This window comes from Acetoanaerobium noterae (assembly GCF_900168025.1).
Taxonomy (GTDB): domain Bacteria; phylum Bacillota; class Clostridia; order Peptostreptococcales; family Filifactoraceae; genus Acetoanaerobium; species Acetoanaerobium noterae.
Genome location: NZ_FUYN01000007.1, coordinates 38,314 through 55,763, shown reverse-complemented (window position 1 = coordinate 55,763; position 17,450 = coordinate 38,314). Strand labels below are relative to the sequence as shown.

The window sequence follows — 17,450 nt, the reverse complement described above, 5'->3', positions numbered from 1 at the left end:
CACCTCATTATTATTCATCTAACCTTTACTTACCCCATTATGAATAAAAATAAACAAAAAAAAACGAGGTCTAAGACCTCGTTATGTAACAATATTACTCTGGTTGAGGAGCGTCAACTGGACAAACACCTGCACATGCTCCACAGTCGATACATGTAGCTGCATCGATAACATATTTGTCATCTCCTGCAGTAATTGCGTTTACTGGGCACTCTGGCTCGCAAGCTCCACAGCTGATACAAGAATCATTTATTACGTATGCCATATTAAATTCCTCCTTCAATTTTCTCTAGAATAATTAACTTAGGTTGATTATATCATGCCTTATAATGTCTGTAAATACTGTATTCTAGCGATAATTTTTCTCATTTGAGTGACGATTATCGATAAAAAGTTTCAATTGTGCGACTATGTTTTGAAATAAATTAATTAAATCCATATTAAATTTATAGGATTAGTGAAGGAAAAATTTATAAAACTTGCAATAACGTATAATTTTTATACATATCTATGTTTTTATATGACTCATATTCAATCTGAAAGTGTCATACATTTAAGTAAAGTATGTTTATCTAATTCAGCTGTATATTTTGAATATTTAACTAACTGAATAGTCTGCAATTTCTTTATTCACAAACCCAATATGGTGAAGAAATTCTTTTAAAAAGCTGTTACAAATACATATCCTATATGTTATAATCTAAGTCAAGAGTGGGAAAACGTTATATATTAACTTCTTGTGGCTATAAGTGTCACTCTTTAAAAATTTATCTTTATGATAATACTTTAATAAATGGAGGAGAGATCGGAATGAAACAGTATATTAATGATGTTTTCGAAAAGGTTAAAGCTAGAAACGCACATGAACCTGAATTCCTACAAGCAGTAGAAGAGGTTTTTGTTTCTCTTGAGCCAGTACTTGCAAAAAGACCTGAGTGGGTTAAAGCTAATATTCTTGAGAGAATGGCTGAGCCTGAAAGACAAATCATGTTCAGAGTACCTTGGGTAGATGACAATGGAACTATTCAAGTTAACAGAGGTTACAGAGTACAATTTAACGGAGCTATCGGACCTTACAAAGGTGGAATCCGTTTCCATCACACTGTTTACATAGGAATCATTAAATTCCTTGGTTTCGAGCAAATCTTCAAGAACTCACTTACTGGACTTCCAATAGGTGGAGGAAAAGGTGGAGCTGACTTCGACCCAAGAGGAAAATCAGATGCTGAAATTATGCGTTTCTGCCAAAGCTTCATGACTGAGCTATACAGACACATCGGACCAGATGTAGACGTTCCAGCTGGAGACATCGGAGTTGGTGGAAGAGAAGTTGGATACATGTACGGACAATACAGAAGAATCCGTGGAGCTTTCGAAAACGGCGTTCTTACTGGAAAAGGCTTATCTTACGGTGGTTCTCTAATCAGACCAGAAGCTACAGGATTTGGAGTTACTTACTTCGCTAACGAAATGTTAAAGCACGAAGGAATGAACTTCGAAGGAAAAACTGTTGCTGTTTCAGGTTTCGGAAACGTTGCTTGGGGAGCATGTATCAAAGTTAGAGATCTAGGCGGAAAAGTTGTTACTCTTTCTGGTCCAGATGGATACATCTACGATAAAGATGGTGTTACTACTGATGAGAAAATCAATTTCATGGTAGAAATGAGAAACTCTGGTAGAGATAAAGTTCAAGATTACGCTGACAAGTTTGGCGCTGAGTTCTTCCCAGGACAAAAACCTTGGGGACAAAAAGTTGATATCATCATGCCTTGTGCAACTCAAAATGATATTCACTTAGAGCATGCTAAACTAATCGTTGACAACGGAATCAAATTCCTAGTTGAAGGTGCTAACATGCCTACTACTAACGAGGCTCTTACTTTCCTACAAGAAAAAGGAGTTCTTATCGGACCTGCTAAAGCGGCTAACGCTGGTGGAGTTGCTACTTCAGCTCTAGAAATGTCTCAAAACTCAATGAGATATAGCTGGACTGCAGAAGAAGTTGACGCTAAATTACATCAAATCATGATTAACATCCATAACAACGCAGCTACAGCAGCTGAAGAGTTTGGATTCGGATATAATCTTGTTGCTGGAGCTAACATCGCTGGTTTTGTTAAAGTAGCAGATGCTATGGTACAACAAGGAGATTATTAATAATTAATTAATAATTAATTCATAATTGAATTTCTAAAGCACAGGCGAATTGCCTGTGCTTTTTTATTGTAAATACATAGTAATTTTAGAATAAATATCCTATAAGAAATTTTTGTAAAAAAAGGAGCTGTTTTTTAAACAGGCTCCTTTTTTTCATTTATATAGAAATTCGGTCTTAATCTTGTTGTTTATATGGAAGTTCTTATTTTATAGGTTCTTATTAGCTAAAAAATCATTGAATAAAGTTCTATGATAATTTGTTTCTACATTTTCAGCATAAAGTATTTCTGATTGAGGCAAGCTGTATTTAGCCTGTGCTTCCAGCATTGCTCTACTGTATAGCTGAGGTGATTCGTTGATAGGCCAGAATACAGGCTTATCAAGATTTTCTAGTAATCCATGATATCCTGAAATTTCAAGACTTAAGTCTCTTGTAATTTCGTCTACACTAGCATACTTGCAGTTTGTGCTATAGGTATTCATAAGTCTCTTTAGAACTTCCCAGTTTGATAAACCAGTTGCTGGCTTTATAGCAGCTGATACTCTTTGGATTCTTCTTTCTGCAGAAGTTATAGTTCCATCAGATTCCACCATAACAGCCGCAGGGATTACCACATCAGCTATTTTAGCTAGGTCAGTCATATGAGTATCATGAACCATAAGGAACTCTACTGCTGAAACTTCCTCAGGACTGATGTTTTCCCCAAATACCATAAGACCTTTTATTGAATTGTCTTTAACAAGTTCAAGCTTGGCTTCGCTGTCAATACTAATACCCATATCCACAAGACCTTGGCTGTTTGCATATGGTCTAAGCTTTATAAAGCCTTCTCTTGCAGAACCAATGTGTCCAGATAGCATTACTATTGCAGAAATCAATCTTTCTGCATCAGCTGTAACATGAACACTGTCGTATACTATCATAGCTTTCTTAGCTTTTAGGTACATAGAAGCAATCTCAGTAGCCTCATCTGATACTACTACCTTGTCAAGATATGCTTTTAGTTCTTCCATGCCCTGTGCATTTATAGCATTTTGGCTGTTGTCAGCTAGGTACTTAGCAATTTGCTTTAACATTTCAAAGCTACTGTCAGTAATTATACTCTTTTGAGCCCAATCATCCAGTTTATTTTTAGCATTATTTACATGAATTAAGTGAGCGCCTTTACCTACTGCTTCTTTAATCTTAAGTGCCGCTATTGTGTAATCTCTTTCGAAATCTCCACCTATAGCCATGATAAAGTTAGTATTAGATAGCTCTTCTATTAGATTTGGAGATGCATCATATGGCAGGCTGTCTTTTAAGCCACTTCTTTTAGCTCCAAATGAGAATATTTGCTCAGTTCCAAGTATTTCTTTTGCGAATTTCTTAGCCATGAAAATTTCTTCATTTGTATATCTTCCACTGATGCTAAGTCCCATAGAGTTAGCTCCATATAGTAGTGATATACTTTGAGCTCTTCTAGCTACATAAAGTATAGCTTCTTCAAAAGTAGTTTCTACTAATTCACCATTTTGTCTTATAAGTGGCTTAGTAATTCTTCCTTCGCCTAGATAAGAAGCAAATCCAAAACGACCTTTTGAACAAAGCAGTCCGTTGTTTACACTTTCTTCTCTAGTAGGAAGAGATCTAAGAAGTAAGCTTCCTCTACTTTCTAAATCTAGGTTACAGCCTACTGAGCACGCTGAGCATGCTGAATTTGTATGAGTTGTTCTAACAGGAACTGGCTTGTGTACAGGAACTCTTTCCATTAGAGCACCAGTAGGACAAACGCTGATACACTGTCCACAAGAGATACAATCAGTTTCTCTTAAGTTCTTTTCAAGAGCTGGCTTAACTATAGTGTCAAAGCCTCTGCTTACTAGTCCAAGAGCTGTGTTATCCATTACCTCATCACAAATACGAACACACTGTCCGCAAAGGATACATTTGTTAGGGTCACGCTTGATAAATGGATGGTTGTCTTCATCCAGACGCTTGTGCATTTCTCCCGCAAATCTTTCAGGCTTAACATCGTATTCCTGAGAATGACGGATTAAATCACATTCAAAGTAATCGTGGCAGCCGCACTCTAGACATCTAGTAGCCTCAGTTATAGCTTCTTGCTCAGTAAAGCCATGCACCACTTCTTCAAAGTTATTTCTTCTAAGCTCAGGTGCTTCATGTCCCATATGAGTTCTGCCTTGTCTTACTACCTCTGGGAAGCTGTCAGCTGTTATATCATCTCTTTTTACAAAGAACGGTTCTTTGTGAGGAATAAGGTTTCCTTTTAAATATGAATCCATTACTCTAGCTGCGTATTTTCCATCAGCTATAGCCTGAATAGCAATAGCAGCTCCTTTATTAGTAGCATCTCCACCTGCAAATACTCCCTCTAGGTTAGTCATGAAGGTTTCAGGGTCGCTTACTATATTTCCACCTTTATTCAGCTCCAGCTCTTCAAAGCCGTCGCCTTTTAATCTTTGACCAATGGACATAATTACTGAATCTACATCTAGGATTTCTTCTTCGCCTTCTACAGGAACGACTTTCTTACGTCCGTCTGCTCCTCCTCCAACTACTTCCATCTTTTGAAGTCTGATTTGCTTCACTCTGCCATTTTCATCTCCGATGAACTCTATTGGGTTAAGAAGGAATTTGAATGTGATACCTTCTTCTTCAGCTTCTACTATCTCAACGTCAACTGCCGGCATATCCTCTTTGGTTCTTCTATATATTACATAAACTTCTTTAGCACCTAATCTTATTGAAGTTCTTGCAGCATCCATAGCTGTATTTCCGCCGCCAATAACTGCAATTCTATCTCCTGTTTTGATAGGTGTGTTTATTGCGAAGTTCGTAAGGAATTTAATTCCTCCTATAACTCCATCTAAATCCTGACCTGGACAATCCAGTTTTGTACTTGTCCATGCACCTATACCTACATAAACTGCATCATATTTTTCTCTTAAGTAAGAAAGAGACACGTCTTTACCTATACGAACATTAGGCTTAAGCTCTACTCCCATGTTTCTTATGATATCTATCTCTGATAATAGCACTTCTTTTGGAAGACGATATAGAGGGATACCGTATTTTAGCATACCTCCAAACTCAGGCATTGCTTCGTAAATAGTTACGCTGTGGCCTTGAGATCTAAGATAGTAAGCAGCAGATAGACCACTTGGTCCCCCGCCTATTATAGCGATAGACTTACCTGTATCTGGTTTGATTTCAGGCATAAACGGCTCATCTTTAGCCAAATCTATATCAGCCGCAAAGTATTTTAGCCAAGCTATAGACACAGAGTCATCTACTATGCCTCTTCTACATGCAGTCTGGCATGGGTGAGGACACACTCTTCCTATACTTGCAGGAAGTGGCAGCTCTTTTTTGATAAGCTTGATTGCTTCTTCGTACTGCTTGTTTGCTATAAGTCCAACATAACCTTGTACGTCTACATGTCCAGGACATCCATGAGTACATGGAGCTTTACAGTCTCCAGTATGATCTGAAAGTAAAAGCTCTAAAGTAGTAGTTCTACTTTCTACTATTCTAGGAGTATTTGTTCTGATTACCATGCCGTCAGCTATTTCAGTAGAGCATGAACGAACAAGTCTAGGATTTCCTTCAACTTCTACTACACAGATTCCACAGGAACCATAGTTTTTAATTTTTTCATCGTGGCACAATGTAGGGATTTCTATTTGATTTTGCTTAGCAACCTCTAGAATTGTGTGCCCAGGATAGGTTTTTATTTCTCTCCCATCTATATTAACTCTGATATGAGGCATATTCTCATTCCTTTCGCTCATTAGTTAACGCTGATTGCGTCAAATTTACATTTTTGGTAACACTGTCCACACTTAATACAAGCATCTTGATTGATTAGATGAGGCTCTTTTCTTTCACCAGAAATACAAGATACTGGACAGGCTTTAGCACACACTGTACACCCTACGCATTTTTCAGGATCAATCACATATTTAATTAATGCACTGCACTGTTTTGCTGTACATGTTTTATTATATATATGGTCTTCATATTCATTTCTAAAGTATTTTATAGTTGTAAGAACTGGATTTGGAGCTGTTTGTCCAAGTCCGCATAAAGAACCGTCCTTAACTTTGTAGCTCAGCTCTTCAAGTAGCTCTATATCGCCTTCTCTACCTTCACCTGCTGTAATTCTCTCAAGAATCTCAAGCATACGCTTTGTTCCAAGTCTGCAGTAAGTACATTTACCGCAAGATTCTTTGCAAGTAAAATCTAGGAAAAATCTAGCCATATCGACCATACAAGTAGTATCATCCATTACAACCATTCCACCAGAACCTACTATAGCTCCAGTTTTAGTAATTGATTCATAATCTACTTTTGTGTCTATAAGCTCTGCAGGCACACATCCACCAGATGGTCCCCCTAGCTGTACTGCTTTAAATGGTCTGTCTCCTACTATTCCTCCACCTACTCCATAGATAATCTCTTTTAGAGTGATGCCCATAGGAACCTCAACAAGTCCACCTTTTTTAACCTTACCAGTAAGAGCAAATACTTTTGTTCCTCTACTTGTTTCTATTCCATACTTTGCAAACGCTTCCCCACCGTTTTTAATAATCCAAGGTACGTTAGCAAAAGTCTCAACGTTGTTTATATTTGTAGGTAGCTGCCAGTAACCCTTTTGAGCTGGGAACGGCGGCTTAAGTCTAGGCATTCCTCTTTCGCCCTCAAGTGATGCAATAAGAGCTGTTTCCTCACCACATACGAAAGCTCCTGCTCCAGCTTTTATTCTTAGACTAAAGTTTCTTCCAGGTATTCCAAAGATATTTTCTCCTAAAAAGCCTCTTTCAGTTGCATCCTCTATGGCTTTTTGAAGTCTTAGAATTGCCAAAGGATATTCTGCACGCACGTAAACAACGCCTTCGTCCGCTCCTATAGCAAATCCGCAAATCATCATACCCTCTATTAGGTTATGTGGATCTCCCTCAAGTACAGAGCGGTCCATAAATGCCCCTGGATCTCCTTCATCTGCATTACAAACTACGTATTTCTTTTGTCCAGCTGATTTTTTTGCTGCATCCCATTTAAACCATGTAGGAAACCCTGCTCCTCCACGGCCTCTAAGTCCTGATTTTTTTATTTCATCTATTACTGCATCTTGCGATTTAGATTCGTAGCAATTTTTTATAGCTTCATACCCACCGATGTTTATGTAATCGTCGATTGATTCTGGATTGATAACTCCGCAGTTTCTAAGAACTACTCTCGGCTGCTTTTCTAATCCTTCAGAATCTATTTTACTGATCATCTTATCAGCAAAATTTTTATAGTCTTCTAATATAGGGCGTACATCTTCAGCCATCACCTTTACAAATCTGTACATCTCGCCATTGTCATGAATCTCCATGATTGGCTCTAGGTGACACATCCCTATACATCCAGTGATTTCATATTCGAACTGTATGTCTTTGATTTGCTCTAGCTCATCCATTACTTTGTGAGCTCCTGCTGCAAAACCACAGCTCCCTGCACCAACAAGAACCTTCATTTATTTACCCTCCATTTCGCCTTGGGCTTCTTTTCTTAAATTTCTAAGAACCTCTACTGTCTTTTCTGGAGTAAGCTTAGCATAAGTTTCCCCGTTAATCATCATAACAGGAGCCAAACTACAGCATCCTAGACAGGCCACGTTAGTAAATGTAAATATTTTATCCGGGGTCGTTTCACCTTCTGTTATTCCAAGTTCTTCGCATATAGCTTTTTCTATTGTACTTGCACCGTTAACGTGACAAGCCGTTCCTTGACATAGCAAAATAAGATTTTTACCGACTGGATTCATTCTAAACTGCGTGTAAAAAGTTGCCACTCCGTAAAGCTTGGCTTCTTTCATACCAGTTTTTTGAGCAATATATGTAAGTGACTCTGACGGAATATAACCATATTCTTCCTGAACACCTTGAAGTATTGTTATAGTCGCGCCTTTAACCTTACCATATTTCTCGATAATCGGATCTATAAGGCTTAGATCCACTAGCTCACGTACTTCTTCTACCTTATTGCTGCAATTGCATGCCATATCGACACCTCACTTACTATAAATTAAATACGGTATATCTAGCTTTAGTATATCATATTTAACCATGATTGCTATATAGAATTTCTATAGGAAAATTAAAATTTAAGTTAAGTTATTTAAGTGATTATAATTATCATTGTATACAATACACAGCACAAAAAAAGGACTCAAATGAGTCCTTTTTTTGTTTTAATAGTATGTTACATTAAACCATCGTTCAGCATATATGATAGCACATATAAACTTTCTGATAAATTTACTTCCTCTACCTTAATATTCTCTGGCACAGTGATATCCATAGGTGCAAAATTCCAAATACCTTTGATACCGTACTCGATTAATTTGTTGGCAGATTCTTGAGCTTTTTCTTTAGGAGTACAAATCACAGCTATAGTGATATCTTCCTTCTTAATAAACTCTTCCATTTTTTCTACATCCATTACTTCTAGGTCTTGGATTTTGATTCCTACTAATCTAGGGTTGATGTCAAATAGGGCTTTTACTTTAAAGCCAGATCTTCTAAAGCCGCTGTAATTAGCAAGAGCCTGTCCTAAGTTTCCTGCTCCTAGAATTATTGTGTTGTAAGATTTATCAAGTCCCAAAATTTTGCTTAGCTCATTATATAGCTCTTCTACATTGTAGCCGTATCCTTGTTGTCCAAATCCTCCAAAGTTATTAAGATCTTGCCTGATTTGCGAAGCTGTAAACCCTATAATTTCACTAAGCTCCTTAGATGAAATTCTGTACACTTCCTTATCCAAAAGATCAGCCAAATATCTGTGATATTTAGGCAGTCTCCTAATAACAGCCATTGATACTTTTTTAGACATTTATTTTTCCTCCATATCGATATGAACTTTCTGTTATTTTGTTACAATTATAAAGATTTAACATAACTTTGTCAATTTCATTTACTTATGACTCTCAGTGATGACTTCTTACTATATAAACCGGTCATATGATATAATATTGCTTGATACTAGAGTTATTACCCTGTAAAATAGTATCGTTAACGTTAAAACGAAAACTTTTTACAGAATAAATATACTACTTGATAAAACGTACAATAAGAATCCTACTCATTAAGGTACTAAATGAGTTTCTGGAGCCTGATTGTATTTACAATAAAAAGTTATTATTTTCAATAATCTGATAACTATTTATAAATATATATTTTATAAAGTGTATAAATATTAGTAGCAATTGATAATATTTTATCACAAATTGAAAGGTTTAGGTTAAATTTTATGATATCTATAGCAATGAATAATATAAAAAAGAGCTTTGGGGTCGATGTCATACTAGAGGATATCTCGTTTACAATAAATGAAGGCGAACGAGTGGCACTAGTAGGGTCAAACGGCACAGGAAAAACTACCCTCTTTAAAATCATAACCAAGGAAGTAGATTATGACTTAGGAGATATTTTTTATGCAAAGGATTTGTCCATTGGATATCTCTCTCAGCATGTGGATATAGAAAACGATAACACTTTAATAGAAGAAGTGCTTACGGTTTTTGAAGAGGTTATGCTTCTAGAAAAGGAAATCAGAGTGCTAGAGCACGACATAGCTGAAGCTGGTTCTTTAGAAGACCACGACAAGCTAGATAGACTTATGAAGCAATACACAAAGAAAACCGATGAGTTTACAAAAATTAACGGCTATGCATATAATTCAGAAGCAAAAGGCATACTTATCGGCTTAGGCTTTAAGGAAGAGGATTTAAGTAAAAAGGTAAGGATGCTTTCAGGAGGAGAAAAAACTAGAGTAATGCTAGGAAAGCTACTTCTAAAAAAGCCTGATATACTCCTTCTTGATGAGCCAACAAACCACCTAGACACCGATTCTGTTCAGTGGCTAGAGGCTTTTCTACGTCAATATAGAGGAACTATCTTCGTGATATCCCATGACAGATATTTCCTAGACCAGCTTACAAATAGAACCTTCGAGCTTTTTAACAAGTCTATTCGAGTATATAATGGCAACTATTCCTATTATATCTCGCAAAGAGAAATACAAGCTGAGCTAGATGAAAAAGCCTACGAAGAAAATCTAGCTGAAAGAAAACGCCAACAAGAAGTAATAGACCAGCTAAAGGCTTTTGGAAGAGAAAAACAAGTAAAACGTGCTAGAAGTAGAGAAAAGCTTCTTGATAAAATGGATGTAGTAGAAAAGCCAAACTACATGAAAAAACGGGCAAAGATTACTTTTGAGCCTTCAGTTAAAAGCGGTAAGGATGTATTAAAAGCAAGAGGCTTAAGTAAGTCATACGGAGAAAGATGTCTATTTCAAAACGTGGATTTGGATATATACAGAGGAGAAAAAATTGCACTCATCGGAGCCAATGGAGCTGGAAAATCAACTTTGTTCAATATACTTCTTGGAGTAGACAAAAGCTTTGATGGAGATATAGATTTTGGAACCAATGTGTATCCAGTTTATTTTGACCAGGAAAGAGATGATTTACAGCCTGATAAAACTGTGCTTGAAGAAGTATGGTCTACCTATCCTAACTTTACAGAAACAAAAGTAAGAAATATGCTAGGAGCTTTCCTATTTACAGGCGACGAGGTATACAAGCTAATAGGAACCTTGAGCGGAGGCGAAAAAGCTAGGATTTCGCTACTTAAGCTCATGCTTTCAGATTCAAACTTTTTATTTCTAGATGAGCCTACAAACCATCTCGATATAGAATCTAAAGAGGTTCTTGAGGATGCTATCACGAACTATGAAGGAACTGTGTTTGTAATCTCCCACGATAGATATTTTTTAAATAAGGTACCTGATCAAATCCTAGTATTAGAAGACCAGAGCGTAAAAAGCTATCTAGGCAACTACGATTACTATATCGAAAAACGTGCAGCTGAAAAAGCTGCTCTAGAGTTTGCTAACCAAAGAGAGGATACTACTACCAAAACTCAGCTTAAAATCCAGCGCAAGAAGGACAAGGAAAAAGAAAAAGAAGAGAAAAAATTAAAAAAGCAAATCACAGAAACTGAAGAAGCTATTCATAATACTGAGCTAGAAATAGAAAATCTAAATGAACTGCTTTGCCTTGAGGAAATCTATTCAAATCCCGAAAAAGTCAAGGAAGTTGCAGAGCAAAAATCAGACAAAGAAAAAATCCTGCATGAGCTTATGAGCACTTGGGAAATGCTACTAGAAGCCCAGCAGGATTAACTATCTATTTGTCTCCTAGCCTAAGTCCCGGCTTTGCGTTTAAATCTAACGAAGAAGTATAACCATTAATATATTCATAATAACCTGCACTGCCTATCATGGCAGCATTGTCAGTGCAAAGTTCTAGAGGTGGATAATAAAAATCTATCTCTTCTTTTTTGCACATAGTTTCTAACCGCTCTCTTAGAGCGCTGTTTGCAGACACTCCACCAGCTATGGCAGCTTGCTTTAGCCCATGCTCCTCGCAAGCACGAATGAGCTTTGCTGATAGCACCTCTATTACAGCTTCTTGAAAGGATGCCGCAACATCAGCTTCATTTATAGGCTCAGCTTTCATTTTCATACCATTTAGATAATTGAGCACTGCTGACTTTAATCCAGAAAAGCTAAAATCATAGGATGCTTCCTCTAGGTAGGTGCGTGGAAAGCTAATAGCATGAGGATTTCCTTCCCTTGCAAGCTTGTCTATTAGTGGTCCTCCAGGATAGCCTAGCCCTATTGCCCTTGCTACCTTGTCATATGCCTCTCCAGCCGCATCATCTCTTGTCCTTCCAAGTATTTCATACTTGCCATAATCAGCGACCTTTACAAGATGAGTATGTCCCCCAGATACAACAAGGCAAATAAATGGTGGCTCTAGCTTTTCATGAGCGATGTAATTGGCCGCTATATGCCCCTCTATATGGTGTACTCCTACTAATGGAATATCTAAGGCATAGGCTAGAGCCTTTGCACTTGCTAAACCTACTAAAAGCGCTCCTACAAGCCCTGGTCCATAGGTTACACTTATGATATCCAAATCCTTAAAGCTAACTCCTGCAGTATCAAGTGCCTGCTTAATAACTGGATTTATATCTTGAACATGGTTACGAGAAGCTACCTCTGGTACTACTCCTCCAAATTTTTTGTGTATATCAATTTGACTCATTATAATATTTGATTTTACTTCTCTGCCATTTTTAAGCACAGCAGCTGAGGTTTCATCACAGCTAGTCTCTATAGCAAGACTCAGTATATCCTTCATTTAACCTAACTCCTTCATAGACTTCCACATGATAATCGCATCTTCCTTGTTATCTTGATAGTATTCCTTACGAATACCTGCTATCTTAAATCCGTATTTGGCATATAAATTCTTCGCTGTTTCATTAGATGCTCTGACTTCCAGTGTCATCTCAGCTATATCTATTTCCTTAGCCTTTTCAATCAAAGCCTCTACTATCATATTTCCAAGTTTTTTTCCTCTATACTCAGGATGAACAGCAATATTCGTGATATGGGCTTCATCTAGCACCTTCCAAAGTCCTCCAAAGGCAACTACCTTCGAAATTTCCTCGTCTACTATTACTTTGTAATATGCCAGATTATTTTTTAGCTCATCTACAAAAGCCTTTTTGCTCCAAGTATCTGTAAACGATAAAATTTCGACTTCATAAACTCCATCTACATTATCCTTATTCATATCGTAAATCTTAAAATCACCCATTGTTTACCTCTTTGCTCATACGCTCTTCAAATTGAATCTCTGCTTGAGATTTTCTTAAGTATACTGGAACTGCAAAACCAGTCTTTCCAAGTAAATAGTCTCTATGGGCTAACTCACATACGCTAGATGCTCTTACATATCTTACCGCTCTTTTTGCTTTTTTTACATTAAGTGGTAGCTCTTCATTTATAAAAACAGCATCTCCTAGAAGTAGCACTTTATCATAGGATTCTAGTTTTTTAATTAGGTCTTCCTTTTCAAGTACATCTTCAGTTTCTAAAGCCTTAAGCTCTGAATTTTCAAATCTATATGCATTAAAATAGAACCTATCTCTTTGAGCATCGAAAGTCGATACTATTGTGTAAGCTGTCTCTCCTGCTGTATATGCCATAGCCTCTAGACTAGATATCCCAACTACTGGAATGTCTAGAGCCATAGCCATAGCATTTGCCGCAGCTACACCTATCCTAATTCCTGTAAATGAGCCAGGACCCACGCTTACCCCTATAAGGTCTATGTCTGACATCTTAAGCTCTAAATGAGAAAGCAAGCTGTCTAAAAGCGGCATCATCTGCTCAGAATGAGTCAGCTTGTGATTTAAAGTAAACTCACCCTTTAATAAATCATCGTCCATCACCGCAACAGATAAGGACGATGATGAAGTATCTATTCCTAATATCTTCACTCCTCAATCAGCTCCTTTACTAAATCCTCATACCTTGCTCCATGAGGTGTAAGTCTCATGTTTCTGCCCTCTTTTTCCGTATATAGAAGCTCTATATCTAGCCTTTCCTTTGGAAGAATGCTTTCAATTAAATTCGCCCACTCTATAATGCAGACTCCTCCTCTAGCTAGATATTCATCAAAGCCTATGTAATACATTTCCTCTTCATCAGCTATTCTGTACACATCAAAATGAAATAGCGGAAGCTTTCCTTCATATTCCTGAACTATAGTAAAGGTAGGACTGGTTATATAGTCTTCTATCCCCATTCCCCTCGCTATAGATTGAGTCATCATAGTCTTTCCTGCGCCCAAATCTCCAGTTAAAGCTAAAACATCATTGGGTTTTAGAAGCTTTCCTAGCTTTTCACCTATATATTTAGTCATTTGCTCATCTATTAAATAAATCATATTTTCTCCTAGTTTTCAAAAATCAAAAATATTAAACCTTAACCTTAATATTATAACAAAAATAGGCAAAAAATAACATCCACTCTCTTTATAATTAATTTTAGTAAGCCAGAAAATACTTAAAGCCTAGTTTTTATAACCAATTTTTTATACAAAATAAAAGCTCTTCTTAATTTAGACTATACGTAGATAAATAGTCTTAATAAAAAGAGCCGTTGGTGCAAATATAAATTTTAAAAATAATAACCTTGCCTGTAGTTTAATCAACTACTAATTTATTTATTCTGTAATTAATAGCTCTATTAATCCAGTAGCTAACTATCTCTTCTTTAAAATCGGGGTAACTTTTTTATAAAGTAAGGCAGTAACTACTGATATTACTATACCTTTGAAGATATTAAACGGAATTACTCCGTAAAGCACTAGAGTTAATTTATCGTGGATTGCTGAGTTTACAACTGTTCCTAGGTTGATAATAACATCTATCGGCATGATATTTGAGTAAAAAGAAATGATTAGGAAATAGTTTGAAAGGGCTCCCACCATAGCCATAACTATAGTTCCTGCTATACTTCCGATTATTGCACCTTTTTTACTTCTCATGGCATGGTATATACTGCTTGAAACTAATACAAATGAGCCTCCAACTATAAAGTTAGATATCTCTCCTACTCCGCCTGTGCTGTTATCAAACATAAAGTGTAGAATGTTTTTAATCAGCTGAATCATTATTCCTGCTACTGGACCTAGTGCAAATCCACCAATAACGGATGGAATATCTGCAAAATCAATCTTTAAAAAAGCTGGAAATATAGGTAGTGGCAGATTCATAAACATTAGTATAAAAGACATTACTCCAAGTATAGAAATCTTGACCATTTTAGATGTACTGATAGCTTGCTTTTTTGTTACTGCTTTTTCCATTATAATTCCTCCTAAAAAATATAAGTAAAATATAATTAAGAAGATAAGTCTCTGCCTATACGCAATCATATATTGCAATAATATCAGAAACCCTTTTACTATTTAAAATTAAAAAACCTGGAAATAAAATTATCTCCAGGCTTACTAATAGCATAATAAATAGCTTATCTTCTCCCATCCAGACTTTACTGTCGGTCTTGGAATTTCACCAAGTCAACTGCCTATGCAGCTCGCGGACTTTACCGCCGGTCGGGAATTTCACCCTGCCCTGAAGAAATATTAAGTTGTATATTTATAGTATACCTATTTGCTCTATAATTGTCAATGATAATCATTAGTCAAACTTATTTTTATTAAGCTTTTTTCATAGAAAGCGATACCTTGCCTCTTTGTCTATCTATATCAATTACTCTGACCTCAACTACATCTCCTACAGACACAACCTCCATAGGATTTTTCACATATTTGTCAGATAGCTGAGATATATGAACGAGACCATCGTTTTTGATACCTATGTCCACAAAAGCTCCAAAATCCACTACATTACGAACTGTACCTTGAAGTATCATTCCTATTTCTAAATCCTCTAGCTTTAAAATATCAGATCTAAGTATAGGAGCCATTGCTCCCTCATCTCTGATATCACGTCCAGGCTTAGAAAGCTCTTTTACTATATCTCTAAGTGTAGGAAGTCCTATTTCTAGCTCCTGAGCTATATCTCTTAGGCTTAGCTCTTCTACTTTTGAAGTAAACTCAGTTTTTTCTGGATACTGAGCATCCTCTTTAGATATGCCCATCTTTTCAAGTAAGGCATAGGCAGCCTTGTAGGATTCTGGATGCACTCCAGTTCTATCTAGAACCTCGCCAGATTCCTTTACTCTTAAAAAGCCTGCACACTGCTCGTATGCAGCAGGTCCTAATCTTGCAACCTTAAGCAATTGCTTTCTAGTAGAAAACTTTCCATTTTCATCCCTGTATTTTATGATATTTTTAGCTATAGTTTTATTAATTCCAGCCACATATGAAAGAATAGCATATGATGCTGTGTTCAAATCTACACCTACGCGGTTTACACTGTCCTCTACTATTCCAGTAAGCACTTCTGAAAGTCTCTTTTGATTTACATCATGCTGATACTGACCTACTCCTATATGCTCTGGGTCTATTTTTACTAGTTCAGATAGAGGGTCCTGGAGTCTTCTTGCTATAGATACAGCTCCACGAATTGATACGTTAAGTTCTGGAAGCTCTTCCTCTCCTAGTGCAGATGCTGAGTAAACAGATGCTCCAGCTTCACTTACTATTATAAAGCTTACTTTTCTTGAGCTTTCTTTTACTATATCAGCAACTATAGCTTCAGATTCCCTAGATGCTGTTCCATTACCTATCGCAATTATATCTATATTGTGTTTATCAATTAACTTAAGTATTTCTTTCTTAGTTTCTGCTACTTTATTTTGTGGCACTGTAGGATATACAGTTGTGGTATCTAGTACCTTTCCTGTCTCATCAACTACAGCTATCTTACAGCCAGTACGGTAAGCCGGATCCCAGCCTAGTACAGTTTTTCCATAAAGTGGAGACTGCATAAGAAGATTTCTAAGATTCTCGCCAAAAACAGCAATAGCTCTCTCTTCTGCCATCTCTGTTATGCTAGTTCTTAGCTCTCTTTCTAGAGAGGGAAGCATCAATCTATTTAAGCTATCCTTTATAGTATCTGCCATGACAGCTTTATGGATATCTGATTTTACATAGGCTCTTTCTGATACCTCAGTTATCTTTTCTAGAGGATAATTTAGTTTAACTTTTAAGATATCTTCTTTTTCACCACGGTTCACCGCCAGTACTCTGTGGGCTGGCATCTTGCTGCATAGCTCAGAGTATTCATGGTACATTTTATATACTAGGAAGTCTTCTTTTTCTTCACTGCCTTTTTTAGCAGATGTTTCAAGTACAGCTTCCCTAAATACTATAGCTCTTAGCTTCTTCTTTAGCTCAAAATCATCAGCAATAGTCTCAGCCACTATATCCATAGCTCCTGCTATTGCATCCTCTATACTAGCTACACCTTTTTCTTCATCTAGGAAATTTTCTGCTTCTTTATATACATCTTTTTGTCCTAGAATCAAAATTTCACTAAGAGGCTCAAGGCCTTTTTCCCTAGCTACAGTGGCTCTAGTTCTCTTCTTCTGCTTAAATGGAGCATAGATATCTTCGACTTCTTGAAGAGTGGTTGCTAGCTCTAGAGATTTTTGTAGCTCTTCAGTTAGCTTTCCTTGCTCTTCTATTAGTCTTTCTACCTGTTCCTTGCGCTCGATGAGATTTTTTAGATATTTAAGTCTCTCATCAAATTGTCTAAGAACAGTATCAGTCATTTCGCCCGTTTGTTCTTTCCTATATCTGGCTATAAAAGGAATCGTCTTTCCTTCGTCTATAAGAGCAAGTGTGTTTTCTACCTGAAAAGGCTTAAGATTAAACTCTTGCTGCAATATTTTAACTATATCCATAACTGGC

The 17,450-nt window shown here is 36.8% G+C and carries 13 protein-coding genes and 1 riboswitch; of the genes, 2 read left to right on the top strand and 11 right to left on the bottom strand.

The window, feature by feature from the left end:
* Positions 1–94 precede the first annotated feature (94 nt).
* The gene (locus tag B5X47_RS12050; RefSeq protein WP_013362500.1) at positions 95–265 is read right to left on the bottom strand and encodes a DUF362 domain-containing protein; all 171 of its coding nucleotides are present in this window, start codon (positions 263–265) and stop codon (positions 95–97) included.
* A gap of 545 nt (positions 266–810) precedes the next feature.
* Here B5X47_RS12050 and gdhA point away from each other — a divergent pair.
* The gene (gene gdhA, locus B5X47_RS12045; protein ID WP_079590407.1) at positions 811–2,157 is read left to right on the top strand and encodes an NADP-specific glutamate dehydrogenase; all 1,347 of its coding nucleotides are present in this window, start codon (positions 811–813) and stop codon (positions 2,155–2,157) included.
* Positions 2,158–2,364: 207 nt separating this feature from the next.
* Here the strand turns inward: gdhA and B5X47_RS12040 are convergent, their stop codons facing one another.
* The 4 genes from B5X47_RS12040 to B5X47_RS12025 form a co-directional block, all read right to left on the bottom strand.
* Positions 2,365–5,952 (bottom strand): FAD-dependent oxidoreductase, encoded by a 3,588-nt coding sequence (locus B5X47_RS12040; RefSeq protein WP_079590405.1) that lies wholly within the window; start codon positions 5,950–5,952, stop codon positions 2,365–2,367.
* Positions 5,952–7,682: an NADH-quinone oxidoreductase subunit NuoF gene (locus B5X47_RS12035; RefSeq protein WP_079590403.1), complete on the bottom strand. Its 1,731-nt coding sequence runs from the start codon at positions 7,680–7,682 to the stop codon at positions 5,952–5,954. The genes B5X47_RS12040 and B5X47_RS12035 overlap by 1 nt, the downstream gene beginning before the upstream one ends.
* Positions 7,683–8,210 (bottom strand): NADH-quinone oxidoreductase subunit NuoE, encoded by a 528-nt coding sequence (gene nuoE, locus B5X47_RS12030; RefSeq protein WP_079590401.1) that lies wholly within the window; start codon positions 8,208–8,210, stop codon positions 7,683–7,685. It lies immediately after the preceding gene.
* Positions 8,211–8,410: 200 nt separating this feature from the next.
* The gene (locus B5X47_RS12025; protein ID WP_013362505.1) at positions 8,411–9,040 is read right to left on the bottom strand and encodes a redox-sensing transcriptional repressor Rex; all 630 of its coding nucleotides are present in this window, start codon (positions 9,038–9,040) and stop codon (positions 8,411–8,413) included.
* 417 nt (positions 9,041–9,457) lie between these two features.
* Between B5X47_RS12025 and abc-f the strand changes: the two genes are divergently transcribed.
* Entirely contained in the window at positions 9,458–11,392 is a 1,935-nt protein-coding gene (gene abc-f / locus B5X47_RS12020; RefSeq protein ID WP_079590399.1) for a ribosomal protection-like ABC-F family protein, read from the top strand.
* Positions 11,393–11,396: 4 nt separating this feature from the next.
* Here abc-f and tsaD read toward each other — a convergent pair whose 3' ends face one another.
* The 6 genes from tsaD to B5X47_RS11990 all read right to left on the bottom strand — a co-directional run bounded on the left by tsaD (position 11,397) and on the right by B5X47_RS11990 (position 17,443).
* A complete protein-coding gene (tsaD, locus tag B5X47_RS12015) occupies positions 11,397–12,416 on the bottom strand; it encodes a tRNA (adenosine(37)-N6)-threonylcarbamoyltransferase complex transferase subunit TsaD (RefSeq protein WP_079590397.1) in 1,020 nt (339 codons plus the stop codon).
* Complete coding sequence (gene rimI / locus B5X47_RS12010; RefSeq protein ID WP_079590395.1) at positions 12,417–12,878, bottom strand: ribosomal protein S18-alanine N-acetyltransferase; 462 nt, start codon at positions 12,876–12,878, stop codon at positions 12,417–12,419.
* Positions 12,871–13,563 (bottom strand): tRNA (adenosine(37)-N6)-threonylcarbamoyltransferase complex dimerization subunit type 1 TsaB, encoded by a 693-nt coding sequence (gene tsaB / locus B5X47_RS12005; RefSeq protein ID WP_079590393.1) that lies wholly within the window; start codon positions 13,561–13,563, stop codon positions 12,871–12,873. The genes rimI and tsaB overlap by 8 nt, the downstream gene beginning before the upstream one ends.
* On the bottom strand, positions 13,560–14,012 hold the full coding sequence (gene tsaE, locus B5X47_RS12000) for a tRNA (adenosine(37)-N6)-threonylcarbamoyltransferase complex ATPase subunit type 1 TsaE (protein ID WP_079590391.1): 453 nt from the start codon (positions 14,010–14,012) through the stop codon (positions 13,560–13,562). The genes tsaB and tsaE overlap by 4 nt, the downstream gene beginning before the upstream one ends.
* A gap of 318 nt (positions 14,013–14,330) precedes the next feature.
* A complete protein-coding gene (locus B5X47_RS11995; RefSeq protein ID WP_079590389.1) occupies positions 14,331–14,936 on the bottom strand; it encodes an ECF transporter S component in 606 nt (201 codons plus the stop codon).
* Positions 14,937–15,098: 162 nt separating this feature from the next.
* A riboswitch (FMN riboswitch) is annotated at positions 15,099–15,216 on the bottom strand.
* A gap of 73 nt (positions 15,217–15,289) precedes the next feature.
* The gene (locus B5X47_RS11990; RefSeq protein ID WP_079590387.1) at positions 15,290–17,443 is read right to left on the bottom strand and encodes a Tex family protein; all 2,154 of its coding nucleotides are present in this window, start codon (positions 17,441–17,443) and stop codon (positions 15,290–15,292) included.
* Positions 17,444–17,450 lie beyond the last annotated feature (7 nt).